Raw genomic sequence first — 25,640 nt, 5'->3', positions numbered from 1 at the left:
CCAGGGCGCCCGGCGCCCGGGTTGTGCCGTCCGTCCTACGCCGCGCGCCGGGAAAGTGGGACAATCACCAGCGAACACCGTCACCCACACACAGGAGATCAGACGTGCCTATCGCAACCCCTGAGGTCTACGCCGAGATGATCGACCGGGCCAAGGCGGGCAAGTTCGCCTACCCGGCCATCAACGTGACCTCGTCGCAGACCGTCACCGCCGCGCTGCGGGGCTTCGCCGAGGCGGAGAGCGACGGCATCCTGCAGGTTTCCGTCGGCGGCGGCGAGTACGCCTCCGGCTCCACCGTGAAGGACCGCGTCGCCGGCACCCGCGCACTGGCTGCCTACGCCCGTGAGGTCGCGAACGGCTACGGCATCACGGTCGCCCTGCACACCGACCACTGCGTCAAGGAGAACCTCGACAGCTGGGTCAAGCCGCTGCTGGCCCTCGAGGCCGAGGAGGTCGCGGCCGGGAAGCTGCCCACCTTCCAGTCCCACATGTTCGACGGCTCCACCGTGCCGCTGGACGAGAACCTCGTCATCGCGGAGGAGCTGCTCGAGCTGTCCGCCAAGGCGCGCACGATCCTCGAGATCGAGATCGGCGTCGTCGGCGGCGAGGAGGACGGCCACGAGGCCGAGATCAACGACAAGCTCTACACCACCCCCGAGGACGGCCTGGCCACGGTGCGGGCGCTCGGCGCCGGCGAGAAGGGCCGCTACCTCACCGCCCTGACGTTCGGCAACGTGCACGGCGTGTACAAGCCCGGCGCCGTGAAGCTGCGGCCCGAGCTCCTCGGTGAGATCCAGGAGGTCGTGGGCAAGGAGGTCGGCAAGGACAAGCCGTTCGACCTCGTCTTCCACGGCGGCTCCGGCTCCTCGGCGGAGGAGATCGGCATCGCCGTCGACCATGGCGTCATCAAGATGAACATCGACACCGACACCCAGTACGCCTTTACCCGGCCGGTCGTGGAGCACATGTTCCGCAACTACGACGGCGTGCTGAAGATCGACGGCGAGGTCGGCAACAAGAAGCAGTACGACCCGCGCGCCTGGGGCAAGGCCGCCGAGGCCGGCATGGCCCAGCGCATCGTCGAGGCCTGCCAGCAGCTGCGTTCGGCCGGTACCAAGATGGCCTGAGCGGTCCGCCGCTGACGCCACGAGGCCCGCCCCCAGCCGGGGGCGGGCCTCGTCGCGTGAGGTGCTCAGGCGGCGTCGGTGGGCGGCTTTTCCTCGGGGAAGCCCGGGTCGGTGTCCAGCACGTCGATGACCTCGCCGATGCGGGTGACCTCCAGCAGGAAGCGCACGACATCCGGCGGCTCGATCATCGTGAGCCGGCCCGGCGTGCGGTGCGCCAGCCGGGCGAGCATGCTGACCCCGGACGAGTCCATGAACGTCACGTGACGTGCGTCGATCTCCACGGGCAGGCCCGCCCGCTCGGCGTCCGACACCGCCTCGGTGAGCTCGTTGGCCAGCGCGACGTCGATCTCCCCCGAGAGCACCAGCCTGGTGCGCGCGGTGGAGACCATCACATGAACGGAACCGGTCTCGGCAGCCGTCGGCACGGCCGTCGGCCCACCCGGTTCCTCGGTCACGTCGCGCACGTCACTTCCTCTCGGCAAGGATGGGGCAAGGTGGCACGCGCGGGCGTGCCCGGGGCAAACGCTAGACGATCGGAGGGCCGGATGGTGCCACGCGGCGGTTCGGCACGCACGGGGGACCGGGCAGTGCCCGTCGACGAGCATCGCGAAGGGACCGGCGCGCCGTTCCGGACCGACGCCCTGCGCGGGTTGCGCACACCCGTCCTGGACCAGCTGTCCGAGGCCGTCCTCGTCCTCGGCCGCCGGGACGACGACTGGCATGCCGTGCTCGTCAACGCCGTCGCCGCCCGCCTCACCGGCCTCGAGCGGCAGGACCTGCTGGGCCCACGGTCGCGGGTGCGCGACGCCCTGGGCCTGGACGACGACGGCGCCGCCGCCGTCGCCGCCGCCCTCGCCGGTCACGCCTCCGGCTCGCTGACGCTGGCCGCCCGCCGGGCGGACGGCCGCACCTACTGGGCGGGCATCCAGCTCGCGCCGTTGCGCCTGGCGGAGGTGGAGCAGGAGCTGTGGAGCGCCGTCGTCCGGGACGTCTCGGAGGAGGTGGCGAACGCCCAGGCGCAGCAGGGCCTGCTGGAGGCCGAGCGGCGCGCCCGGGTGGGCCTCAGCCTGGTGGCACGGGTCTCCGACCTGCTCCAGGAGGCGGACTCCGCGGACGTGCTGCGCGCCATCGCGGACATGCTGATCCGCCAGGCGGTCGCCTGGTGCGCGTTCGTCATCGTGGGCCGCAACCTGCGCGTGGCCGAGGGCATCGACGACGACCCGCCGCCCATGCACCCGACCGCCTACCGTTTCGAGCGCACCGCCTCCGACCCTGTGCTCGACCTGCTCCGCGGTGCCGCCATGCGCACGGTGCGGCTGGACCCGGAGGTCCCCGCCGTCGAGGGCACCCTCACCGCGGACCTGCTGGCGCTGGTCGCACCGCACCTGCGGCGGCTGCGCGACGCGCGGGCGGAGGTCCTGGTCCTACCCGTGCTCGGCCGGCAGCGCACGCTCGGGCTGCTCGTCGCGCTGCCGCGGCGGGACCTGGACGGCGTGGCCCTGCAGTCCAGCGGTGCCGCGGACGCCGCGCCCAGCCTGCACGACGAGTTCGGCACCGTCCTGGAGCTGACCGCGCGCCGCGTGGGCATGGCGATGGACAACGCCCAGCTCTACGCCCGCGAGCACGCCCTGGCCGAGACGCTGCAGCGCGCCATGCTGCCCGAGCAGGACGACGTCCCGGGTCTGGACGTGTGGACCTACTACGCCCCCAACGCGGAGCACGCCCAGGTGGGCGGTGACTGGTACGACGTCGTCAACCTCGACGAGGACCGGGTGGCCGTCGTCATCGGTGACGTGGTGGGCCACGACGTCGAGGCGGCGGCGGCGATGGGGCAGCTGCGGTCGGTGGTGCGCGCCTACGCCGCGGAGCTGGTGGACCCCGGCACCGTCCTGGGCCGGGTCGACGCCCTCGTCGCGGGGATGCGGATCCCACGCAGCGCCTCGCTCGTGTACGCCACCCTCACGCCCGCCGCGGAGGGCGCGTGGGACATGGCCTACTCCCGGGCCGGCCACCTGCCGCCGCTGTTGGTGCGGGAGGGGACGGTGACCGCGCTCGACGGCGCGCACGGCACCCTCATCGGTTTCGGTCTGGCCGCCCGGGGCACGGCATCGGCCCGGCTCGAGCCCGGCGACGTCCTGGTGCTCTACACCGACGGCCTCCTCGAGCGCCGTGACCGGCCCATGCGCGCGGGGCTCGAGGCCCTGCGTGACCTGTGCGCCCGCGTCCACGCACCGGACGCGGCGGGCGTGGGGGAGGAGCTGCTCCAGCTCGCCGACGCCGCGGAGGACGACGTCGCGCTCGTGGTGATCCGGGTGCCCGGCGGCAGCGAGGGGGAGGTCGACGTCGCCGCCCCGCGACGTCGGCGCTGGCAGCTGCCGGTCGATGCCGCCTCCATCGGCCGCGCCCGGCATGCGGTCCGGCGGGCGTGCGCCGCCTGGGGCATCGAGGACGTCGCCGCGGCCGAGCTGGTGATCTCCGAGCTCACGGCCAACGCCGTCATGCACGGGTGGGGCCGGATCGGGCTGCGCCTGCAGGACACCGGCGACGGCCTGCGCATCGAGGTCGAGGACGCCAACCCGGCACCGCCGATCACCCGTGAGCGCTCCACCGGCCGGGTGGGCGGCTTCGGCATGCACATCGTCGACCGGCTCGCGGACTGGGGCTGGCGGCCCACCCCCTCGGGGAAGGTGGTGTGGGCGCGCCTGCGCTCGCAGGCGGGCGCGACGTCGGGCGGTGCGACGTCAGCCGCCTCGACGCAGGAGCGACCCAGCGGGGACGCGACGGAGGACGACGGCGGAGGGCCTGGTGACGAGGTCGGCGCGAGCTGACCGTTTGACGTGACCGGACGGGCTGACCGTTTGGCGTGACCGGACGGGTCAGGACTGACGGTCGGCGCGGCCGAATGCCCCGGCCGACGCGGAACTGTCCCCGTCGCCGGGGGGCGGGCACCTGTGCTCGGTGTCGAGCCGGAACAGCGTCAGCGCTCCGCAGATCTCCAGCACGAACAGGTCGCGGTCACTGACCCCGCGCAGGACGGCGGTCCCGCCTCGCTTGGCGGCCGCCTCAGCCAGGGCCATGAGGAACGCCGCGCCCGTGGAGTCCAGGAACGTCACCTGGCACATGTCGAGCACGAGCAGCTGACGCCGCAGGCCGCTCACCCGGGCGGTGACCTCGGGGAACTGGACCCGTTCGGCAAGGTCGAGGTCGCCCGCGATGCGCACGACCGCCGTCGTCGCCGACGCGGAGATCTCGATCATGCGGTCGTGCCCTCCTTACCCGCCGGAGTCTGCCCTGCATAAAACGGTGCTTTGTCCGGATCGAAACTAACCCGCGTCGCCCGGTGCCGCACCCCGACGGCTGGACGGCCCGCCTGCGGAGAGGCGGCAGGCCTTCCGTGCCGCGCAGGACGTCGTAGGCCCGGCTGAGACGACGGGCTGCCGGCCGGGGTGCTCCGGTAGCCTCGTCGGGGCGCCGTCCGGTGCCCTGGGGCGGCCTGAGAGGACTGAAGATGCCAGCCGTGGTGGTCGTCGGAGCGCAGTGGGGCGACGAGGGCAAGGGCAAGGCGACCGACCAGCTCGGCTCGCGCGTGGACTACGTCGTGAAGTTCAACGGCGGCAACAACGCGGGGCACACCGTGGTCGTGGGCGAGGAGAAGTACGCCCTGCACCTGCTCCCCTCGGGCATCCTCACGCCCGGCTGCACCCCCGTGATCGGCAACGGCGTCGTCGTCGACCTGGAGGTGCTCTTCCAGGAGATCGACGGCCTGAACGCGCGTGGTGTCGACACCTCGAAGCTGCTCGTGTCCGCCTCCGCGCACATCATCCCGCCGTACAACCGCACCCTGGACAAGGTCACCGAGCGCTTCCTCGGCAAGCGGCAGATCGGCACCACCGGGCGCGGCATCGGCCCGACCTACGCCGACAAGATGGCCCGCGTGGGCATCCGGGTCCAGGACCTCTTCGACGCCAGCATCCTGCGGCAGAAGGTCGAGGGGGCGCTGGCGCAGAAGAACCAGCTGCTGGTGAAGGTGTTCAACCGCCGCGCCGTCGACATCGACGAGACCACGGAGGGGCTGCTCGCCTTCGCCGAGCGGCTGCGCCCGATGGTCGCGGACACGACGCTGGTGCTCAACGACGCGCTCGACGCCGGCAAGACGGTGCTGTTCGAGGCCGGCCAGGCCGCCATGCTCGACGTCGACCACGGCACGTACCCGTTCGTCACCTCCTCCTCGGCGACCGCGGGCGGCGCGTGCACCGGCTCGGGCGTCGGGCCCACCCGCATCGACCGCGTGGTCGGGGTGGCCAAGGCGTACACCACCCGCGTGGGTGAGGGGCCCTACCCCACCGAGCTGCTCGACGACATGGGCGAGCGGCTGCGGCAGGCGGGCGGTGAGTTCGGCACGACGACCGGCCGGCCGCGACGCACCGGCTGGTACGACGCCGTCGTGGCGCGCTACGCCAACCGGGTCAACGGGCTGACCGACCTGGTGCTGACCAAGCTCGACGTGCTCACCGGCCTGGAGACGATCCCGGTGTGCGTGGCGTACGACGTCGACGGCGTCCGGCACGACGAGATGCCGGCCGACCAGTCCTCCTACCACCACGCGCGCCCGGTCTACGAGCACTTCGACGGCTGGTCGGAGGACATCACCGCCGCCCGCACGTTCGAGGAGCTCCCCGCAGCGGCGCAGCGGTACGTGCTGGCCCTGGAGGAGATGAGCGGCACGCGGATCTCCGCCGTGGGTGTCGGGCCGGACCGGGAAGAGACGATCGTCCGGCACGACCTGCTCGACTGACCCGCCCCGCCGCCCACCTGTCGGCGAGATGTCATCTACTCCGTGAGACGTCACGGTGTCTGCAGGCATCTGCATGCCATCTCGGGCAGAAGATGACATCTCGCGGGATCAGGACTCAGGTGCGTGCGCCTGGAGGAACTCGTAGACCTCGGTGTCGTCCACGCCGGGGAACGTGCCTGAGGGCAGCGGGCTCAGCACGTGGGCGTGCATCTTGGCGCTCGGCCACGACTTCTCCCGCCACCGTGCCGCCAGCTCGGGGTCCGGGCGGCGGCAGCAGCTCACGTCCGGGCAGGTCGACTGCGCCCGGCGGACGGTCTCCCGGCCGCGGAACCACTTCGCGTGCGCGAAGGGCACACCGAGCGTGATCGAGAACTCCGCGTCCGTGCTCGTACCGGTCTGCGTGCTGCACCAGTAGGTGCCGGCCGGGGTGTCGGTGTACTGGAAGAACTCGGTGGTGCGGTTGCGCCGGGCGAAGGCCGCGCGCGCCGCCCACTTCCGGCAGAGCGGCTGGCCCTCGATGGCCCCGCTCGCGTCGGCCGGCAGGGGCACGCCGTCGTTCTCGTACCCGCGGTACAGGGCGCCGTCGCTGTTGGCGCGGATGAAGTGGACCGGCAGGCCCAGGTGGGCCGTCGCGAGGTTGGTGAATCGCTGCGCGGCGGAGTGGTGGGTGATGCCGAAGGCGTCGCGGAAGTCCTCCATGGCCAGGTCCTTCGCGGCCTTCTTGCGCTCGAGGAAGGCGACCGCGGCGAACCGGGGGACCAGGCAGCAGGCTGTGAAGTAGGCCAGCTCCTGCCGCTGGCGGAGAAAGTCGCCGTAGTTCTCCGGGTTCTCGTGACCGAAGATCCGGTGCGCCATCGACTGCAGGGCCAGCGAGCGCAGCCCGTAGCCACCCGGGATAGAGGCGGGCGGCAGGTAGATTCGGCCGTTCTCCAGGTCGGTGACGGTCCGCGTGGAGTGCGGCAGGTCGTCGACGTGGATGATCGTGAACCCGAGCTTCTCGGCCATCTGCGCGACCATGTGGTGGGTGAGCGCGCCGCCGGTGTATCCGACCGAGCGGACGAAGTCCTCGGCCAGCTCCTCGATCTCGGGCACATAGTTGTTGCGGGACTGCATCTCCAGGCGCAGCTCGGTGTTGATGCGCCGCGCCTCCTCCGGTGTCGCGATCGCCGCCCGCGCCCGCCGGTCCAGCTCACCGTGCAGCGCCACCAGCGACTCCAGCGCGTCCATCGGCACGCGCCGGCCCGGCCGCACGGTCGGTACGCCGAGAGCGGCGAAGACCGGGCTGCGCTGCGCCCGCTCGAGGGAGATCTCCAGCTGGGCGCGCCGGTCCGGCGGCGCCTCGGAGCTGAGCAGCTCGGCCGGCGTGGTGCCCACCGTCTCCGCGATCGCCGTCAGCAACGACAGCCGAGGCTCGCGCCGGCCGTTCTCGACCAGGGAGAGCTGGCTGATGGTCGAGCCGACCGCTCCGGCGAGCTCGCGCAGCGTCAGCCCGGCAGCCGTTCTGGCGTGCCGGATCCGACGCCCGAGAACGAGCGGATCGGAGGCCGGTCTGGGAGCCTGGGAGGACGTGGTCGACGGCATGCTGTTGACGATAGCGAAACTTTCACGGTTTTTACATCGTCACAGGGTTGAAACGGGGCTGGAAATGGGCGGAGAGTGGACTCAGAGCGCTCGGCGGCGTTCGGACAGACCCACGGAGGAAAGCATGACCGCGACAGACCCCCGCACGACCACGATCCCGATGACCGGCCACCGGATCACCGACCCCGACCTGTTCTCGTGGATCCAGGAGATCGGTGCGCTGACGCAGCCGGACCAGATCTACGTGTGCGACGGCTCCCAGGAGGAGTACGAGCGCTTCGCGGCGGAGCTTGTCGAGGCCGGCACGTTCATCAAGCTCAACGAGACCAAGCGGCCCGGCAGCTACCTCGCCCGCTCCGAGCCCTCCGACGTCGCCCGCGTGGAGTCGCGCACCTTCATCGCCTCGGAGAAGGAGATCGACGCCGGCCCCACCAACAACTGGGCCGAGCCGACCGCCCTGCGCGAGGAGCTGCGCGGCGTCTTCGCCGGTGCCATGCGCGGCCGCACGATGTACGTCGTCCCCTTCTCCATGGGCCCGGTCGGCGGACCGATCTCCCGCGTGGGCGTCGAGCTGACCGACTCGCCCTATGTCGTCGCCTCCATGCGCATCATGACCCGCATGGGCGCCGCGGCCCTCGAGCAGATCGACCGGGGCGCCGACTGGGTCCCCGCAGTGCACTCGGTGGGCTACCCGCTGGTCCAGGCCGACGGTGCGAGCCGCCCCGACGTGGCCTGGCCGTGCAGCGACACCAAGTACATCGTCCAGTTCCCTGAGACCCGGGAGATCTGGTCCTACGGCTCCGGCTACGGCGGCAACGCCCTGCTGGGCAAGAAGTGCTACGCGCTGCGCATCGCCTCCGTCCTGGGCCGCGACGAGGGCTGGATGGCCGAGCACATGCTCGTCCTGAAGATCACCGGCCCCGACGAGCGCGTCTACCACCTCGCCGCCGCCTTCCCCTCCGCCTGCGGCAAGACCAACCTCGCCATGCTCCGCCCGACCATCCCAGGCTGGAAGGTGGAGACCATCGGCGACGACATCGCCTGGATGCGCCCCGGCGACGACGGGCGCCTCTACGCCATCAACCCCGAGGCCGGGTTCTTCGGTGTCGCCCCCGGCACCGGCGAGACCACCAACCCGACGGCGATCGCCGCCCTGGACCGCGACGTCATCTTCACCAACGTCGCCCTGACCGACGATGGGGACGTGTGGTGGGAGGGTCTGACCGACGAGGTCCCCGCCCACCTGACCGACTGGCAGGGCAACGACTGGACGCCCGACGCCGGCCGCCCGGCCGCGCACCCCAACTCGCGCTTCACCGTGCGGGCCGACCAGGCGCCGTCCATCGCCCCGGAGTGGGAGGACCTCGGCGGTGTGCCGATCGACGTCATCCTCTTCGGCGGGCGCCGGGCCACCAACGTGCCGCTGGTGGCCGAGTCCTACGACTGGGAGCACGGCGTCTTCATCGGTGCGACGGTCTCCTCCGAGCAGACGGCTGCCGCCGAGGGAGCCGTGGGTGCCCTGCGCCGCGACCCCTTCGCCATGCTGCCCTTCTGCGGCTACAACATGGCCGACTACTGGGGTCACTGGCTCGAGATGGGCGAGAAGCTGGGCGACAAGGCCCCGCGCATCTTCCAGGTCAACTGGTTCCGCAAGGGAAGCGACGGCACGTACCTCTGGCCCGGGTTCGGTGAGAACTCCCGCGTGCTCGAGTGGGCGCTGCGCCGTGTCAACGGTGAGGTGGGCGCCGTCGACGCCGCCACCGGCCGGCTGCCCCGCACCGAGGACCTCAACCTCGAGGGCCTGGAGGTCACCGAGAGCGAGCTTGCCGAGCTGTTCGCGATCGACCCGGCCTCCTGGTCGGCCGAGGCGGACCTGACGGAGGAGTACTTCGGCCAGTTCGGCTCACGCCTGCCCGACGCGATGACCGACCAGCTCGCGCAGCTGCGTGAGCGGCTCGCGAACTGACGCCGCACCGGCCGGCCCGCCACCGTGGCGGGCCGGCCGGCGCCTGCCCAGTGACCTGCATTCTCGGGGCTCGTCGTCTGCTCCGCGCGGACGTACGGTGACGGTATGGGCGAGCCGCGTGCCGAACGTCCCTACATGCCCGACTACGGGGTAGACACCCCGAACTGGCACGAGCTGCCGTGGTCCTGGGCCGCCGTCAAGCTCGCCGAGGGCCACAACTACTGGCTCTCCACCGCCTCGGGGTCGGGCCGCGTGCACACGATGCCCGTCTGGGGCGTGTGGGACGACGACGAGCACCGGTTCGCGTTCTCGTGCGGTCCGCACTCCCGCAAGGCGGCGGACCTGGAGGCGAACCCGCACGCGGCGGTCGCGGTCGACGACAGCGTCGAGTGCCTCTCGCTCGAGGGCCGTGCGGAGGTGGTGCGCGACCACGAGCGTCGCGAGACGTGGATCGGGCGGTACCTCGCCAAGTACGCGCCCGTGTCCCCGGCGTTGGGTGCCGGGTTCCTGCTGGAGAACGTGCTCGTCGAGCTCGTCCCCATCCGGGCGTTCGCCGTCGTGGAACGCCAGCCCGACTTCGCCGAACGCTCGACGCGCTGGCGCTTCGACCGGTGAGCCGCGGGGCGGCACGCCCCGCGGCTCGCACAGCAAGGTGGCCCCGGGCCGGCGCCGTCGACGACGCCGGCTCGTTCGTCAGCGGCGGGTCAGCCGCAGGGTCCAGTCCTCCGGGCCCTCCTGCAGGTAGGCCACCTCGAAGGCGCCCGGCTCACGCTGCTCGAGCTGGGCGAGCAGCGGCACGGGGTTGTGCGGGGCGACGAGGTCCATCGAGAACCCCGGGGCGATGGCGCTCAGGGCACCGAAGATGGTGGCGTGCCGGATCGCGTGCGGGATGGTGCGCACATCGAGGGCGGGGATCTCGGTGTCGTGCTCGCCGCAAGCGCACCCGCCCGAGCGGGGTGCTTCCTTGCTGCTGAGGATCTCGACGTCATTGGTGGCCATGCGGCACGTCCTTCCAGAGAGTACTGACACCACCACATTAATGAAGGAGTATTCCGTGTAAAAGCGCGTGCCGCAGGTGTGGGCGTGAAGTGCGTTACCCCGCCGGCGGATCGGTGCGGTGACCGGGCCGGTACGGGTCGGGACGGTGCTGATCGGGTTGGTAAGGGTCGGACGGCTGACTGGGTTGGTACGGGGTGGGTGATCCGTAGGCGCCCGGCGGGTAGCCGCCCGACGCGCCACCCGGCACCTGTTGCCCCTGCGGGGCGAACACGTCGGCGACACCTCCGGCCGGTGCGGCGTCGGCCGGTGTCCGCGTGCGCCGGGTGAGGAAGACGATGCCGCCGATCGCCGCCAGTGCGCCCACCCCGGCGAGCGCCCACCACAGCCAGGAGAGCGACCCGGTGGGGAGCGCCCCGGCGACGCCGTCCGACCCGGCTTCCCCGGCGACCACGCCCGGCCCGGCCGCCCGGCCCGTCGCCGTGACGCCGGAGCTCAGCACGGCGGGGTCGGTCCAGGTCACCGTGTTGCCGGTGACGTCGCCGCCACCGTCGTCGACCACCTCGCCCGGGAACGTCACCGCCAGCGTGAACTCCAGACCGGGCAGGTCGGTGACGCCCTCTGCGGCACCCGCGCCGTCGCCGTCGAGCGTGAACGTGTACAGCTCGCCGGACCGGGTGATCGAGAGCCCCTCGGCAGCCAGCTGCGACAGCGGTGCCCCCACGACGTCGAGCGCGCAGCCGAGGTTGCCGTCCTCGTCGAGGTCCTCCACCGAGTAGTCGACGCCCGCCGGTAGCCCGGCCTGGCCCACCTCGGCGGCCAGTGCGGTGCAGTCGAGGTCGTCCCGCGTCATCATCCCGGTCTTGTCGACGACCTCCATCGCCAGGTCCGCGGTGTCGTCGGGCTGGATGGTGAAGCCGAGCTCCATGCGGACGCACCCGGCGAGCAGCAGCAGCAACGGCAGGACGAGCAGCCGGAGCCTGCTGCGGGCGCCGGGACGCGGGGCGGTCATGGGCTGAACGTAGTGGTCCGCCCGACAGCCGAACACCCCGTCGGGCCTGTCGGTGGCCCGCAGTAGGCTCGGGCACGTGAGGATCCTGCTGATCGGCTCTGGCGCCCGCGAGCACGCGCTGGCCCGGGCCCTGGCCCGTGACCCCCAGACCGAACGGCTGGTGGTCGCCCCGGGCAACCCCGGCACCGCCCAGATCGCCACCAATCTCGAGCTCGACATCCTCGACGGCGCAGCGGTGGTCGCCGCGGCCCACCAGGTCGAGGCCGACCTCGTGGTCGTCGGCCCGGAGGCCCCGCTCGTGGCCGGCGTGGCAGACGCCGTCCGGGCCGCCGGCATCGCCTGCTTCGGGCCCGGGCGCGAGGCGGCCCGGCTCGAGGGGTCCAAGGCCTTCGCCAAGGACGTCATGGCCGCCGCCGAGGTGCCCACCGCACTGGCGCACGTGTGCACGACGCTCGAACAGGTAGCCGACGCCCTGGACGCCTTCGGGCCGCCGTACGTCGTCAAGGACGACGGGCTGGCCGCCGGCAAGGGCGTCGTCGTCACCACCGACCGAGCCGCGGCGCTCGCCCACGCCCGGACCTGCCTGGCCAAGAGCCGCGACGACGACGACCCGACGACGGCCGGCCCGCCCGCCGTCGTCGTCGAGGAGTTCCTCGACGGTCCGGAGATCTCCCTGTTCTGCCTGTGCGACGGCCGCGACGTCGTGCCCCTCGATCCCGCCCAGGACTTCAAGCGCCTCGGCGACGGTGACGCCGGCCCGAACACCGGTGGCATGGGCGCCTACTCACCGCTCACCTGGGCGCCCACCGGCCTGACGGAGGAAGTGCTCGAGCGGGTGGCCCGCCCCGTCGTCGCCGAGATGGCCCGGCGTGGCACCCCGTTCGTCGGGCTGCTCTACTGCGGCCTCGCGCTGACCAGCCGCGGGCTGCGCGTCATCGAGTTCAACGTGCGCTTCGGGGACCCGGAGACGCAGGTGGTCCTTCCCCGGCTCGCATCCTCCCTCGCGCAGGCGCTGCACGCCGCGGCCACCGGGCGGCTGGATCTGCTCGGGCCCCTGCGCTGGCGGGACGAGGCCGCGGTGACGGTCGTCGTCGCCGCGCACGGCTATCCCGAGCAGGTCCGCAAGGGCGACGTGATCAGCGGCGTCGAGGACGCCGACGGGCTGGACAGCGTCCACGTGCTGCACGCGGGGACAGCCCGGGGCGACGGCGGAACACTGGTCAGCGCAGGTGGCCGCGTCCTCAGCGTCGTCGGGACGGGCCCGGACCTGGAGGCGGCCCGCGCAGCGGCTTACTCGGGCGTGGAGCGCATCGGCCTCGCCGGTGCACAGCACCGCACGGACATCGCCCGCGCACGCCGCCGCACCGACTGACCACCGGCGCGTCCCGAACCGTCAGGACCGGCCGGCCACGGATGGCCGCGGCGCCGACGCGCCCGCGAGGGAGAGCAGCACGTCGCGAACCTCGGTCGCGGCCACCCGAGCCCGGGCACCTTGCGGGTCCGAGCACAGGAGCACCGGACCGTCGGCGGGGTCGGCCGGCAATCGTCCGTGGCTGCCCCGTAGCGGCGACGGGTCGAGCGGGACCACGTCCATCGTGTAGCGCATCCCCAGCTTCTTGCGCAGAAGGGCCTTCGCGGCGCGGGCCTTCACCCACCGATCGGTCGGGTCCAGGAACAGCTCGGCGGGGTCGTACCCGGGCTTCTTGTGGATCTCGACGAGCCGCGCGAAGTCCGGGGCCCGCGCGTCGTCGAGCCAGTAGTAGTAGGTGAACCACGCGTCGGGCTCGGCGAGGAGGACGAGCTCGCCTGCCCGCGGGTGGTTGAGGCCGTACGCCGCCTTGCCTTCTTCTCCGAGCACCTCTGCCACGCCGGGCAGCTCGGCGAGCAGGTCGCGCACGAGAGGAACGTCCTCGGGCTCTCGGACGTAGACGTGCGCGATCTGGTGGTCCGCCGCCGCGAACGCGCGCGACGTCCAGGTGTCGAGCAGCTCGCCGGTCGCGTTCGTGTGCACGTGGAGGAGCCCCGCTCGGCGCAGCGCCCGGTTGACGTCCACCGGTCGCGAGACGTCGGTGATGCCGTACTCGCTCAGCACCACCACCGTGGTCGCCGTCGCCATGGCGTCATCGAGCAGCGGCGCGAGGACGGCGTCGACCTCCCTGGCGGCCCGGACCGCCTCGGGCCCGGACGGGCCGAAGCGCTGCAAGTCGTAGTCGAGGTGGGGCACGTAGACGAGCGTCAGGTCGTGGTGCGGCATGAGCTTGCGGGCCGCCCCGACGATCCATCGCGAGCTCTCGATCGATGCACCCGGTCCCCAGAAGGTGAACAGCGGGAACGGGCCGAGCTCGCTGACGAGCTCGTCGTGCAGGGACGGAGGCCAGGTCCAGCAGTCCGGCTCCTTGCGGCCGTCCGCGTGGTAGGCGGGCCGCGGAGTCACGGTGGTCTCCGCCGTCGATCCCATGGCGTACCACCAGCACACGTTGGCCACGGTGTAGGGGCGCTCGCGGCGGATGGTCTCCCACACCTTCTCCCCGCTGACGAGCCCGTTGTGCTGACGCCAGAGCAGGATCTCGCCGAGGTCCCGGAAGTACCAGCCGTTGCCGACGATGCCGTGCTCGCTCGGAGGCAGTCCGGTGAGAAACGTGGACTGCGCCGAGCACGTCACCGCAGGCAGCACCGTCCCCAGCTCCGCCTGGTAGCCCCGGTGCGCCACGGCGCGCACGTGCGGCATGTGCTCGAGGAGCCGCGGCGTGAGCCCGACGACGTCAATCACGACCATCTTCCTCATGCGTCCGCCAGCCCCAGCTCCAGCAACCTGGCCCGTGCCCACCCGAGCTCGGCCACCAGACCGGCGACCAAGCCTGCGTCGTCGGTGGGCCGCTGGTCCTGCGGTAGAACCGACCAGGTGTAGGTCTCCACCTCCAGGTGGTCGGTCCGGGCGCGGGCACCGCCGAGCAGCGCCGCCGCCGCGGACACGAGGACGTCCCGCGTGCTCGCCAGCGGTGCGGCGAGCTCGGCGTGCACGGGCACGTGGAAGTGCACCCGCCAGGGGCCGGCACCGGGCAGCGCGCCGTCGAGCGCCTCGGGAAGGTCGTCCCGGCCGAGGACCTCACCGTCGAGCTCGCGAACCTGGTGCAGGAATCGGTCCTCGGCGAAGCCGGCGAGGGCGGCACGGGCCCGCGAGTCGGCGGGCCGGTCCACGTGCAGCGCGGCCGCCAGCTGTGCCTTGACCACCGGGAGCCCGGCCACCTCGAGGGCTGCCACCGAGGCGACCGGATCCTCGAAGGCCGTGCTGAGGTGACAGGTGTCGAGGCACATGCCGATGTACTCGGTGTCGATCGTGCCGAGGTGCGCAACGGCGTCGGCGGTGGTTTCGACAACGCATCCGGGCTCCGGCTCGATGCCCACGCGGACGGTCCTGCCGGTCCGGGCGGCCACCGCCGCGAGCCCCTCCGCGAGCTGGTCCAGCTGCGCCAGCGCGCCAGCCTGGTCGGCCGGCGACCACGGGCTGCGCCACCCCAGGGGAAGGGTGCTGATGCTGCCGCGGGACGCGTCGTCGGGAAGGAGGGCGGCGAGCACCTGGGCGCAGTCGAGCGTGTAGTCCAGGCGCGAGCGTTCGGTCCAGTCCGGCCGGTACACCGCGTGCTTCACCACCGGGGCGTGGAAGTGGGCGTACGGGAAGGCGTTGAGCGTGACCACCTCGAGCCCGGCCCGGTCGAGCGCGTCGCGCAGGCGCGTGAGCTGGCCAGGTTCGGCGACGAGCCGGGCCGCGGCCGGTGCAGGCAGCCACAACCCCAGGCCCATGCGATCCACGCCGAGGGCCGCCCGTACCGGCTCGCCGTACCGGTGGAGCTGCGCGATGAGGCCGTCGACGTCCTCGGCGGGATGGACGTTCGTGCCGTAGGCGAGGTGGACGGTCGTGCCGTCCCGGTGCCGGAACCGCACGACTCAGCCCTCCACGGCCACGCGTTCGCCACGCAGCACGGAGTTGCCCTCGAACGTCTCACCGGCCTCGGTTCCGTCGTCGAGCAGCAGGCGCCCGCTCTGGCCGTAGAAGGCGATGGGGTTCTGCCACAGCACCGTGTCCACGTCGGCGTCGGTGAACCCGGCGGCCAGCATCGCCGCCCCGGTCTTGGCGGTCTTGAGGGGGTCGCTGCGCCCCCAGTCGGCGGCGGAGTTGACCAGGGTCCGCTCAAGCCCACGATCGGCGAGGATCTGCACCATGCGCTGCTCGTCCATCTTCGTCTCCGGGTAGATCGAGAACCCCATCCAGCAGCCGGAGTCCGCCACGAGCTCCACGGTCGTCTCGTTGAGGTGGTCGACGAGCACGCGGCCGGGCTCGAGACCGACGCTGCGCACCAGGTCTAGGGTGCGCCTCGTCCCGGCCGCCTTGTCGCGGTGCGGGGTGTGGACCAGGACCGGCAGGTCGTGCTCGCCGGCCAGCTCAAGCTGCCGGACGAATGCCCGCTCCTCGTCCGCCGTCATCGAGTCGAACCCCGTCTCGCCGACGGCCACCACGCCGTCCTTCTCCAGGAAGCGGGGCAGGACGTCGAGCACCGGTGTGCACCGCGGATCGTTGGCCTCCTTGGGGTTGAGCGCGATCGTCGCATGGTGGGCGATGCCGAACTGCGCGGCCCGGAACCGCTCCCAGCCGAGCAGGGCGTCGAAGTAGTCGACGAAGGCGCCGACGCTCGTGCGGGGTTGCCCCAGCCAGAACGCCGGCTCCACCAGCGCACGTACGCCGGCGGCGTACATGGCCTCGTAGTCGTCCGTTGTGCGCGACGTCATGTGGATGTGCGGGTCGAAGATGCGCATGGGCCCTCCTGCTGATCGGTGTCGGTGTGGGGTCTTGCGGCTCAGCGCGGCGCCGGCTCGGGCAGGCACCCGTCGAGACCGGACGCCGAGACGACGTCGGGGAAGTCGGCAAGGACGCGGAGGGCGTCGGCCGGTACGTCGCGTCCCGCGGCGAGCCGCTCGATCGCGTAGGCGGCGACCATGCGCGCGAGCTCGGCGTCCGCGCGGCTGCGCAGCCCATATACCGCGGAGAGGGGGACGCCGACGAAGAGGCACTTGAGCACACCCTGCCGCCAGGTGGCGGCGTCGAGCTGCACGGTGCCCGCGTCGCCCATCGCCGCGCCGACGAGCCGGGTGTCGTTGGTGCGCAGCGCATCGTGCAGGAGCGGAAGTGCGGCCTGACCGAGCCCCAGGCAGGGGAGCGCCCGGAGCGCCGCCCGCTTCTCATCGGCATCTCCGTTGCGGTAGAGCGCCTCGACGTCCTCGAGCAGGGCCCCCGGCTCACCGGCCCTCGCGGTCGCGAGCGCCTCGAGCAGAATTCCGCGGACAGCGTCGTCGAGAGTGGGTCCAACGATCCCGGTCGGGTCCGCGGGATCGAGGGGGCCGCGGCCGACGAGCCGCGCCGCCGCCGGAAACAGGCGGTGCACCGCAGCCGGCTCCCGGCAGACCTGCTCGATGAGCTCGGCGAGCCGGACGCGGCCCGCCTCCGGCAGCGCGGCGGAGACGGCCTCGTCGAGCGAGTGCCCGGTCGTCGTCATGTCAGTGCCTCCTCGTGGTGGGCGTTCTCTCGGCGCAGCCGCTCGGCCGCAGCCATGGCCGACCGCAGGGCGTCCAGCGAACGCCGGGCCACCGCCGGTGCGGCGTGCCCGTGGCGGGGAAGCTCGACCGCCACCAGGCCGGCGTAGCCGGCGTCCTGCAGTGCTGCCAGGACCGGCGGGAAGTCGACCTGGCCGTCGCCGAGCTCGAGGTGCTCGTGCACCCCTCTGCGCATGTCGTCGATCTGGACGTGGGCGAGCGCTTCGCCGGCCGTCCGGACGCACTGCTCCGGGGTAGCGGTCTCGTTGCAGCACAGGTGACCCACGTCCAGCGTGATCCGCAGCTCGTCAGGGTCACCGAGCCGCCGGCGCAGCTCGGCCACGTCCTCGAGGCGGGAGATGAACATCCCCGGCTCGGGCTCGAAGGCGAGCGTGACCCCGGCGCGGGCGGCTCGTGGGAGCACCGGCGCCAGCCCGGTCAGGAGTCGGTCCCATCCTTGCTGCGGCGTCGCCGAGGCGGGCAGGATCCCCGACCACAGGGACACGACCTCACTGCCGAGGTCGGCTGCAATCTCGACCGCTCTGATCAGTAGATCCGTCCGGCGCTCGCGGCCGGCGTCCGAGACGAGCGTCGGTTCGTGCTTGTGCCAGGGATCGAGAAGGTAGCGGGCTCCGGTCTCGACGGCGACGGCGAGACCGTGCCGTTCCAGCAGGCGGCGCGCCCGTGCGGTCTGGGCAGGGGCGTCGCGCGCCAACGGGTCGAGGTGGGGATGGTCGAGGGTGAGCGCGACGCCGGCGTACCCGAGGTCGGAGATCACACTGAGAGCGTCGCCCAGCCGATGGTCGCCGAAGCCGTTGGTGCCGTATGCCAGTCGCAGGCTCATGTCGGTGAGATCTTCCGCGTGGCGACATGGGTGAGGGGACCCGCGACAAGGAGCGCCGCGGCGCTCCCGAGCGAACCCGTTCCGGCGGCGAGGGCGGCCTGGAGGGGGATGAGCCCCCGGATCCCGGCCCCGGTCGCCCGGCGAACGACGGGCCCGTTCGGGTGGAGGACCGCGCCGGCCTGCGCCCGGCCGACGCTCAAGGCGTACAGGGCCGCGAGCGCCACCGCGGTGACCCGGGGGGCACTGCCCTGACCGCGGACGGCGCCGGCGCCGGCCAAGGCGGCGGTCGCCACCGTGCAGGCCAGGGCCGACGCGGCGAACAGTGGACGCGTCCCATGGACCTCACCGCGGCTCAGCGCGGTGACGGCGGCGGTGTGCCCGGCGACGGCCAGGGCGGGCAGCACGGCTGGGCGGATGTGGCCCGTGGCCCCGACCAGCACGTCCAGCCCTCGGGCGGCGCCCATGACCACCGGTCCCAGCACGGTTCGCTTGGCCACGAGGTCGTACGCCCACACGGTTCCCGCCAGCGGGAGGGTGGCCGCGAGCGCTCGCCGCCCGGCGCTTGCGCCCAGACCGAGGCCGGCGACCGTCAGAGCCGCGGCCAGCGCCAGGGCGTGCCTGGGGCGCACGCGCCCCGAGGGGATGGGCCGTTCGGGTCGCTCGATCCTGTCGAGGTCCCGATCGGCGTAGTCGTTCAGCGCCATGCCAGCCCAGTAGAGGCAGACCGACCCCGCCGCGAGCGCCGCGGTGCCGCGCCGGGCGGGCCAGCCGGCGGCCGCCGCGCCGGCCATGACGTCGCCGGGCACTGTCAGCGCCGCCGGAAGCCGCACCAGCTCGGCGAGGTCCCGTGCGGTTGTCACGAGAGCGTCCCGAGGTACTCGCACCACTGCGTGAGAGCCCTCCACTGGGCGGCCAGCGCGTGCTCGAACCCGCCGAGGGGGTCCTTGAAGAAGAAGCCCAGCGCGCCGAGGGGCCCGGACTCGCCCAGCTCGTGCGCGCGCGCGACCAGCCTGACGAGATCGAGGACGAGCGGTGCGGCGAGCGCGGAGTCGCAACCTTGCCAGGTGAACTGCAGGTTCATGCGGGTGCCAAGGAAGCCCTCGAACGAGACGTGGTCCCATGCGGTCTTCCAGTCGCCCAGGTCGTCGACATAGTCGATGTGGAGGGGCCCGTCGACCGGGTGGCCGAGGATGGACTCGATGCCTGCCGCCTTCGTCGCGGTCTTGCTTGCCGCGGCTGCCGGATCGGCGAGCGTCATGCCGTCCCCGCCGCCGAGGAGGTTGTAGGACGCCCACGAGCGCACCCGCAACGCCCGCGTGGCGAACATGGGGGCGAGGGTCGTCTTCACCAGCGTCTCGCCGGTCTTGCCGTCCCGCCCTGCCCACGGCAGACCCCTTTCCTTCGCGAGCTCGGCCAGTGCGCCGAGCGACGGGCCCGCGCTCGGGGTGAAGGCGACGACGGGGCAGTCCGCCTTGAACGCGGCGTAGGCGTACAGGGAGCTCAAGGGCAGGGGCGATGCGCTCTTGTCCAAGGCGAGCTCGAGGTCGGCGAGCGACGCGAGCTCGGGTCGCGGTGGGGCAGGGGGTTCGGTGCTGGAGACGTCCACCACCACCACCCTGTCCAGCTGATGCTCGCGTCGGAACACGTGGAGGTCGTCCTCGATCTGCTCGGCAGCGTCGCGCTGCGGCCCCGCATCCGCACGCACACCCGGCCGGACCCGGGCGTCGGCCGCCGCGAGGTCGTCAGCGAGCTGGTGGACCAGGCCGGTGGGGATCACCCCGGTGGCGGCCAGTGCCGACGCGCGGTCGAGGAGGGTCGTGTCGACGACGTCGTGCCCGCCGAAGACGAGACGTTCGACATCGACGAGGCCGGCGACGGCCACCTCCTTCAGCTCACTGACCATCCCGGTACGGGCGGCCAGACCGCGGCCGATCGCAAGGCCGCCGAGCGTGGCGGTGGTCGCCACCGACCCTCGCGCACCGACGAACCAGACGCCGGTCGTCGCGGATGTCGGGACCTCAGCGGCCGTGGTGGTGGACATCGGATCACCTCGAGTTCAGGTCGCCCGTGCAAGGCGCCATCGCGGCGCCCGAGGGCGAAGGCGGAGTGTGCGGACGGCCCGCCGCCCGCGGGCGCGGCGGTGGACCTGCGGTGTGGCGGCGCGGGACGTTGACAATTCCTCATCGGTGCCCGATGGGCGAGACGTTAGGGCATTTCGCAATCGTCCGGGTGGAAATCACGCCACTATCGGGGTGCAACGACGCCAGGGAGGTCGGGAGATGGCTGTGGACGCGCTCGGCATGGTGACGACCTGCCTGGGAGCTGGGCTCCGGGCACCTCGTGCACTGGTTTCGGGCCGTTCGCGACGAGTCGGGCCTCACGACGGCCCCTACCGCCATCGGTCGCGCCCCCTCCCGCCGCGCGTGAACCTGGGCGTCATCGACATCTCATCGGACGCGCCACTGTGGTGACCACGCCTGCGGTGGGCGACCCGCGCGTGGCCCAACGGTCGCCGCACCGGGGGACGAGCGCGTGGGGCGTCGTACAGGTCGCAGCAGTCGGCGCGCGTGCGGGTCTTGCCGCGACCCGAGGAGGGCGCGAGCCGGACGTGGACGCGCCGGCCACCGGCGCGAACCTCCACGTCCCGGCCGAGCGGGGCTGATGGTCGGCGAGGGGGCGGCGGCGCGCAGGCCACCGCGCGCCGCCGTCGCCCACACGGGGACGAGGTCGGGTGACCGCGTCGGCGACCTGCTGGACCGCCTCCTCGCCGACGCGCGCCGCCGTGCCTTCGCACTCGGGACGGGGTACGTCGCCCTCTGGGACGAGATCGCCCGCACCGTGTGCGGGGGCAAGCGCTTCCGCGCCCGGATCGTCACGCGCGCCCACGCGGGTCTCGGCGGCACGCGTGACGAGGCAGCCGTCCAGGTCGCGGCGGCCTTCGAGCTCCTGCACAGCGGCTTCCTGGTCCATGACGACCTCATCGACCACGACACCATGCGACGCGGCGAGCCCAACCTGTCCGCCGCGATGTTCCGTTTCGCGACCGAGGCCGGCGCCGATGCCGACGGTGCGGCCCGGTTCTCGGAGGCCAGCGCCATCCTCGCCGGAGACCTGCTCCTCGGGATGGCGCACGAGCTGTTCGCCGGTCTTGATGTGCCCCCTGCAGAGCACGCTCGCCTCAGGGGCGTCCTTGCTGAGACTCTGTTCGTCTCCGTCGCCGGGGAGCTCGATGACGTGGCTTCCGGGCTCGGCCTGGGCGTGACCACGATGGAGCAGGCGATGGAGGTGGCCCAGTCCAAGACCGCCATGTACTCCTTCCAGGCACCGCTGGGAGCGGCCGGAATCCTTGCGGGCGCGGCGCCGGAGGTCATGGCGGAGCTCGATGCCCTCGGCCTGTGTCTCGGAAGGGCGTTCCAGCTCGTCGACGATCTGCTGGGCACCTTCGCCCCCGTGGACGTGACGGGCAAGAGCAACATCTCCGACCTGCGCGAGGGTAAGGTCACCGCCCTGATCCTGCATGCCCGGGCGACGCCCGCGTGGAAGGCGGTGCGCGAACATCTCGGTCGCCCGGACCTGGACGAGGTCACGGCCAGGAAGCTGCGACGAGCGCTGGCGGCGTCGGACGCACCGACCAGGGTGGCGGCGCAGGTGCGCGAGCAGCTCGCCGGCGTCGAGCGGGCGCTCGTCGGGACGGCCCTGCCGTCCACGGTGGTGACGCTGGTCGACGAGATCGCCGGGATGATCGCAGCGACGTTGGCCGACGCCGAGAGGCACGTCCTGACGATGTCAGAGGATGGATGCCACCCCGCCCCTGGTGGAGGATCACCCCATGGCCAGGTCGACCTCGGGTGACTCGCTGCTCACGCGCATCATGCGCATCCTCGAGGTGTTCGCCCGGACGCCGACGGCGACCGTCACCGAGATCGCCGTGCAGGCGCAGCTCCCGGTGGCAACTGCGCACCGCCTCGTCGGGGAGATGATCGGCTTCGGCCTGCTCGAGCGAGACGAGAACAAGCGCGTACGCATGGGGGTGCGGCTGTGGGAGCTGAGTCTGCGTTCGCACCGCGTGCTCGGGCTGCGTGAGGCGGCCCGGCCCTATATGGAGGACCTGCAGTCGGTGGTGCATCAGCACGTGCAGATCTCGGTCCGCGCCGGCACGGAGGTGCTCTACATCGAGCGGCTCAGCTCGGGCGGGGCGGTGGCGAACATCGGCAGCATCGCCGCCCGCCTGCCCATCCATGCCTGCTCCCCGGGCCTGGTGCTCCTCGCGCACGCCCCCGAGGAGGTGCGTGCGGCCGTGCTGGCCGGGCCGCTCGAGGCGCTCACGCCGCACTCGCTGACGGACCCGGTGCAGCTGCGCCGCACCGTCGCGACGGTGCGCCGCACGGGGTTCGCGGTCGCGCCCGCCTCCATCAACCCCGCCGTGAAGGGTGTGGCCGTGCCGCTGCGGGACGGGACCGGCGCCGTCGTCGCGAGCCTGTCCATCGTCATCCCGATGACCCAGGACCACCGGCCCCTCGTGCCCGCTCTGATGGCGGCCGGCCGTGGCATCTCCCGGGCCATGGGCGCCGTCGTGGCCGACGGCGGGTACGTGGTGCACAGCACCGCACCTGCTCCCATTGAATGAGAGAAACCTTCGGGGTGTGTGACCTACGTCCTAGTGTCGCCGCACCGCGACGATGCACGTGCAGCCGCGCACGCACGCCCGTGAGCACCGAAGGAGCCCCCATGTTGGACATCCGCACCCAGGTCGGGATCGTCGGGGCCGGCCCCGCCGGCCTGCTGCTCGCCCACCTGCTCGCCGTCGCCGGCATCGAGACGGTGGTCCTGGAGAAGCGCAGCCGCGAGGAGATCGCGCACACCCACCGCGCCGGCATCCTCGAGCAGGGAACCGTGGACCTCATCACCGCGCTGGGTCTCGACGCGCGGCTGCGCTCGGAGGGGTTCACCCACCACGGCATCGAGCTGCGGGTCGACGGCGAGGCGCGCCGGATCGACTTCGCCGACCTGGTGGGCCGGTCGGTCCAGCTCTACCCGCAGCAGGAGGTCTTCACCGACCTTGCCGACGGCGCAGCCGCCCGCGGGCTCGACGTGCGCTTCGAGGTGATCGACGCCGAGCTCGAGGGCATCGAGGGCGAGAGCCCGACCATCGTCTTCACGGACACCGACGGCACCCGCACCCGGCTCGGCTGCGACTTCATCGCCGGGTGCGACGGGTCGCGCGGCATCTCCAAGCGGGCCATCCCCGACGAGCTGCGCACCGACAACTTCCGCGAGTACCCCTTCGGCTGGTTCGGCATCCTCACCGAGGCACCGCCCAGCGCGGACGAGCTGATCTACGCGCACTCCCCGCACGGCTTCGCGCTGATCAGCCAGCGCACGCCCACCACCCAGCGCATGTACTTCCAGTGCGACCCGAGCGACGACCCCGACCGCTGGACCGACGAGCAGATCTGGGACGAGCTGGACAGGCGGACCTCGGCCCCGGGCTTCGCCCTGACGCACGGGCCGATCGTCGACAAGACCGTCATCCCCATGCGCTCCTACGTCTGCGAGCCGATGCAGCACGGCCGGCTCTTCCTCGCCGGGGACGCCGGCCACACCGTGCCGCCCACCGGCGCAAAGGGTCTCAACCTGGCCGCGGGCGACGTCAGCGTGCTGGCCAGGGCGCTCGAACGGCACTACCGCGAGGGGAAGGACGACCTGCTCGCCACCTACGGGACGACGGCGTTGCGCCGGGTGTGGAAGGCGCAGCACTTCTCCTGGTGGATGACGTCGATGCTGCACACCCACCCCGACGCCAACTCGTTCGACAACCGCCGTCAGCTCGGCGAGCTCGACCTGGTGACGACCTCGCGGGCCGGCTCGACGTACCTGGCCGAGGCGTACACCGGGTGGTCGCTCATCCCGACGGCGCCCGGGTACCTGGACCCGGCGTCGGCGCTGGGCGAAGTGCTGGCGAGCCAGCTGCGGGGGAGCGGCGACATGTCGCCGTCCCGGTAACCCGGTCTCATCCCCGCGAGATGTCATCTTCTCCGCGACATGTCATCACCTCGGCGTCGCTTCTCGACGCCACCGTCACCGACCGCTACACGACACGGCGAGCGCCACAGTTGCAGCTGTGGCGCTCGCCGTGTCGTGTAGCGGTCGAGTGCCGAGCATCGTTTCGGGCCGGGGCCAGGGCAGAGACGACGACGGCGGCCGGGTGACCGGCCGCCGTCGTGGTGTCTCTTATGAGCTCAGGACTGCTTCTCCTCCGAGCGGTCGCCGGTCCACAGAGTGTGGAAGACGCCGTCGGTGTCCACGCGCTGGTAGGTGTGCGCGCCGAAGAAGTCACGCTGACCCTGGATGAGCGCGGCGGGCAGCCGCTCGGCGCGCAGTCCGTCGTAGTAGCTCAGCGAGGACGCGAACACCGGCGTGGGCACGCCGTTGAGCGCGGCCTGGGAGACCACGCGCCGCCAGGAGGCCACGCCCTTGTCCATGACGTCGGTGAAGAACTCGTCGGCGAGCAGGAGCGCCAGCTCGGGGTTGCGCTCGTACGCCTCGGTGATGCGGTTGAGGAACCGGGCCCGGATGATGCAGCCGCCACGCCAGATGCGGGCCATGGCGCCGCGGTCGATGCCCCAGCCGTTCTCCTCCGAGGCGGCGGTGATCTGGTCGAAGCCCTGGGAGTAGGCGACCACCTTCGAGGCGTACAACGCCTGGCGGACGTCCTCGACGAACACGTCGCGGTCGGTCACGTCCCAGGTGCCGGCGTGGGCGGGGAGCACACCGCGGGCGGCCTCGCGCTGCGGGACGGAGCCGGACAGGGCACGGGCGAAGGTTGCCTCGGCGATGCCGGTGACCGGGACGCCCAGGTCCAGGGCGTTCTGCACGGTCCAGCGACCGGTGCCCTTCTGCTCGGCGCGGTCGAGGATGATGTCGACGAACGCCTTGCCGGTCTGCGGGTCGGTGTGGTGCAGGACGTCGGCGGAGATCTCGATGAGGAAGGACTCGAGGTCGCCGGAGTTCCACTCCTCGAAGATGTCGCCGATCTCACCGGCGGAGGCACCAAGCCCCAGGCGAAGCAGGTCGTAGGCCTCGGCGATGAGCTGCATGTCGGCGTACTCGATGCCGTTGTGCACCATCTTGACGAAGTGGCCGGCGCCGTCGGGGCCGACATGGGTGCAGCAGGGCACCCCGTCCACGTGCGCGGAGATCGACTCCAGCATCGGCCCGAGACGGTCGTAGGACTCCTTGGTCCCGCCCGGCATGATCGACGGGCCGTTCAGCGCGCCCTCCTCGCCGCCGGAGACGCCCGAGCCCACGAAGTGCAGGCCCTTCTCCTTCAGCGCCTGCTCGCGGCGGATCGTGTCGGGGAAGTGCGCGTTGCCGGCGTCGACGATGATGTCGCCGGGCTCCATGTGCTCTGCGAGCTGGTCGATGACGGCGTCGGTGCCGGCGCCCGCCTTGACCATGATGACGGCGACGCGCGGCTTGGCCAGCGAGGCGACGAACTCCGCGACGGACTCCGACGGCACGAAGGTGCCGTCCGATCCGTGCTCCGACACCAGGCGCTCGGTCTTGGCGTAGCTGCGGTTGTGGATGGCTACGGTGTGCCCGTGGCGGGCGAAGTTGCGGGCCAGGTTCGATCCCATGACTGCCAGGCCGGTCACGCCTATGTCGGCCACACCGACGGGCTTCTCGCTTGCCATGTCTCTTCATCCTCCAGGGCATTTGGGCAGGGTCGCTTC

The 25,640-nt window shown here is 72.2% G+C and carries 22 protein-coding genes; 9 read left to right on the top strand and 13 right to left on the bottom strand.

Translation table 11 applies throughout. The features are described 5' to 3' along the window. The first annotated feature begins 104 nt into the window (after nt 1-104). Nucleotides 105-1,127 carry a class II fructose-bisphosphate aldolase gene (fbaA, locus tag FE374_RS17235; RefSeq protein WP_139930543.1) on the top strand — a complete coding sequence of 341 codons (1,023 nt, stop codon included), beginning with the start codon at nt 105-107 and terminating at the stop codon, nt 1,125-1,127. Between the two features lie 65 nt (nt 1,128-1,192). Here fbaA and FE374_RS17230 read toward each other — a convergent pair whose 3' ends face one another. Beyond that, nucleotides 1,193-1,591, bottom strand: coding sequence for an STAS domain-containing protein (locus tag FE374_RS17230; RefSeq protein WP_230978371.1), 399 nt, complete (start codon nt 1,589-1,591; stop codon nt 1,193-1,195). 123 nt (nt 1,592-1,714) lie between these two features. Between FE374_RS17230 and FE374_RS17225 the strand changes: the two genes are divergently transcribed. Next, on the top strand, nt 1,715-3,955 hold the full coding sequence (locus tag FE374_RS17225; RefSeq protein ID WP_168205730.1) for an ATP-binding SpoIIE family protein phosphatase: 2,241 nt from the start codon (nt 1,715-1,717) through the stop codon (nt 3,953-3,955). A gap of 48 nt (nt 3,956-4,003) precedes the next feature. Here the strand turns inward: FE374_RS17225 and FE374_RS17220 are convergent, their stop codons facing one another. Next, complete coding sequence (locus FE374_RS17220; RefSeq protein ID WP_139930537.1) at nt 4,004-4,384, bottom strand: STAS domain-containing protein; 381 nt, start codon at nt 4,382-4,384, stop codon at nt 4,004-4,006. Nucleotides 4,385-4,635: 251 nt separating this feature from the next. Between FE374_RS17220 and FE374_RS17215 the strand changes: the two genes are divergently transcribed. Continuing rightward, entirely contained in the window at nt 4,636-5,922 is a 1,287-nt protein-coding gene (locus tag FE374_RS17215) for an adenylosuccinate synthase (RefSeq protein WP_139930535.1), read from the top strand. Nucleotides 5,923-6,030: 108 nt separating this feature from the next. On the opposite strand, the gene FE374_RS17210 is transcribed toward FE374_RS17215, so the two are convergent. Further along, entirely contained in the window at nt 6,031-7,503 is a 1,473-nt protein-coding gene (locus FE374_RS17210) for a helix-turn-helix domain-containing protein (RefSeq protein WP_139930533.1), read from the bottom strand. Nucleotides 7,504-7,627: 124 nt separating this feature from the next. Here FE374_RS17210 and FE374_RS17205 point away from each other — a divergent pair, with 124 nt between their 5' ends. Both FE374_RS17205 and FE374_RS17200 read left to right on the top strand, forming a co-directional pair. Beyond that, on the top strand, nt 7,628-9,469 hold the full coding sequence (locus tag FE374_RS17205; RefSeq protein WP_139930531.1) for a phosphoenolpyruvate carboxykinase (GTP): 1,842 nt from the start codon (nt 7,628-7,630) through the stop codon (nt 9,467-9,469). A gap of 105 nt (nt 9,470-9,574) precedes the next feature. After that, nucleotides 9,575-10,084 carry a pyridoxamine 5'-phosphate oxidase family protein gene (locus tag FE374_RS17200; RefSeq protein ID WP_139930529.1) on the top strand — a complete coding sequence of 170 codons (510 nt, stop codon included), beginning with the start codon at nt 9,575-9,577 and terminating at the stop codon, nt 10,082-10,084. A gap of 78 nt (nt 10,085-10,162) precedes the next feature. Here FE374_RS17200 and FE374_RS17195 read toward each other — a convergent pair whose 3' ends face one another. Then, nucleotides 10,163-10,468: a DUF2249 domain-containing protein gene (locus FE374_RS17195; protein WP_139930526.1), complete on the bottom strand. Its 306-nt coding sequence runs from the start codon at nt 10,466-10,468 to the stop codon at nt 10,163-10,165. Between the two features lie 94 nt (nt 10,469-10,562). Further along, entirely contained in the window at nt 10,563-11,477 is a 915-nt protein-coding gene (locus FE374_RS17190; protein WP_139930524.1) for an LppM family (lipo)protein, read from the bottom strand. A gap of 76 nt (nt 11,478-11,553) precedes the next feature. Between FE374_RS17190 and purD the strand changes: the two genes are divergently transcribed. Next, nucleotides 11,554-12,849, top strand: a complete 1,296-nt coding sequence (gene purD / locus FE374_RS17185; protein WP_139930522.1) for a phosphoribosylamine--glycine ligase — start codon at nt 11,554-11,556, stop codon at nt 12,847-12,849. Nucleotides 12,850-12,870: 21 nt separating this feature from the next. Here the strand turns inward: purD and FE374_RS17180 are convergent, their stop codons facing one another. Genes FE374_RS17180 through FE374_RS17150 form a run of 7 tightly spaced genes read right to left on the bottom strand, consistent with a single transcriptional unit; the run spans nt 12,871 to nt 19,948 of the window. Further along, nucleotides 12,871-14,262: an alkaline phosphatase family protein gene (locus FE374_RS17180; RefSeq protein ID WP_139930520.1), complete on the bottom strand. Its 1,392-nt coding sequence runs from the start codon at nt 14,260-14,262 to the stop codon at nt 12,871-12,873. After that, nucleotides 14,259-15,419 carry a metabolite traffic protein EboE gene (gene eboE / locus FE374_RS17175; RefSeq protein ID WP_139930518.1) on the bottom strand — a complete coding sequence of 387 codons (1,161 nt, stop codon included), beginning with the start codon at nt 15,417-15,419 and terminating at the stop codon, nt 14,259-14,261. The genes FE374_RS17180 and eboE overlap by 4 nt, the downstream gene beginning before the upstream one ends. A 3-nt stretch (nt 15,420-15,422) precedes the next feature. Continuing rightward, nucleotides 15,423-16,289, bottom strand: coding sequence for a TatD family hydrolase (locus FE374_RS17170; RefSeq protein ID WP_139930516.1), 867 nt, complete (start codon nt 16,287-16,289; stop codon nt 15,423-15,425). Between the two features lie 41 nt (nt 16,290-16,330). Further along, on the bottom strand, nt 16,331-17,026 hold the full coding sequence (locus FE374_RS17165; protein ID WP_179957331.1) for an EboA domain-containing protein: 696 nt from the start codon (nt 17,024-17,026) through the stop codon (nt 16,331-16,333). Beyond that, on the bottom strand, nt 17,023-17,907 hold the full coding sequence (locus FE374_RS17160; protein ID WP_139930514.1) for a sugar phosphate isomerase/epimerase family protein: 885 nt from the start codon (nt 17,905-17,907) through the stop codon (nt 17,023-17,025). The genes FE374_RS17165 and FE374_RS17160 overlap by 4 nt, the downstream gene beginning before the upstream one ends. Continuing rightward, on the bottom strand, nt 17,904-18,767 hold the full coding sequence (locus FE374_RS17155) for an SCO3242 family prenyltransferase (RefSeq protein ID WP_230978370.1): 864 nt from the start codon (nt 18,765-18,767) through the stop codon (nt 17,904-17,906). Before FE374_RS17155 ends, FE374_RS17160 begins: the two co-directional genes overlap by 4 nt. Next, the gene (locus FE374_RS17150; RefSeq protein ID WP_139930512.1) at nt 18,764-19,948 is read right to left on the bottom strand and encodes an inositol-3-phosphate synthase; all 1,185 of its coding nucleotides are present in this window, start codon (nt 19,946-19,948) and stop codon (nt 18,764-18,766) included. Before FE374_RS17150 ends, FE374_RS17155 begins: the two co-directional genes overlap by 4 nt. 620 nt (nt 19,949-20,568) lie before the next feature. Here FE374_RS17150 and FE374_RS17145 point away from each other — a divergent pair. The 3 genes from FE374_RS17145 to FE374_RS17135 all read left to right on the top strand — a co-directional run bounded on the left by FE374_RS17145 (nt 20,569) and on the right by FE374_RS17135 (nt 23,910). After that, on the top strand, nt 20,569-21,759 hold the full coding sequence (locus tag FE374_RS17145) for a polyprenyl synthetase family protein (protein WP_139930510.1): 1,191 nt from the start codon (nt 20,569-20,571) through the stop codon (nt 21,757-21,759). Then, entirely contained in the window at nt 21,737-22,534 is a 798-nt protein-coding gene (locus FE374_RS17140) for an IclR family transcriptional regulator (RefSeq protein WP_139930508.1), read from the top strand. The genes FE374_RS17145 and FE374_RS17140 overlap by 23 nt, the downstream gene beginning before the upstream one ends. Before the next feature lie 101 nt (nt 22,535-22,635). After that, nucleotides 22,636-23,910 (top strand): 4-hydroxybenzoate 3-monooxygenase, encoded by a 1,275-nt coding sequence (locus FE374_RS17135; protein ID WP_139930506.1) that lies wholly within the window; start codon nt 22,636-22,638, stop codon nt 23,908-23,910. Between the two features lie 236 nt (nt 23,911-24,146). Here the strand turns inward: FE374_RS17135 and gndA are convergent, their stop codons facing one another. Beyond that, a complete protein-coding gene (gene gndA / locus FE374_RS17130) occupies nt 24,147-25,601 on the bottom strand; it encodes an NADP-dependent phosphogluconate dehydrogenase (RefSeq protein ID WP_139930504.1) in 1,455 nt (484 codons plus the stop codon). Between the last annotated feature and the right edge of the window lie 39 nt (nt 25,602-25,640).

The organism is Georgenia yuyongxinii (assembly GCF_006352065.1).
In the GTDB taxonomy this organism is placed as follows: domain Bacteria; phylum Actinomycetota; class Actinomycetes; order Actinomycetales; family Actinomycetaceae; genus Georgenia; species Georgenia yuyongxinii.
Note: the sequence above shows the minus strand (reverse complement) of the source record. Positions and strands in the feature narration are given on the sequence as shown.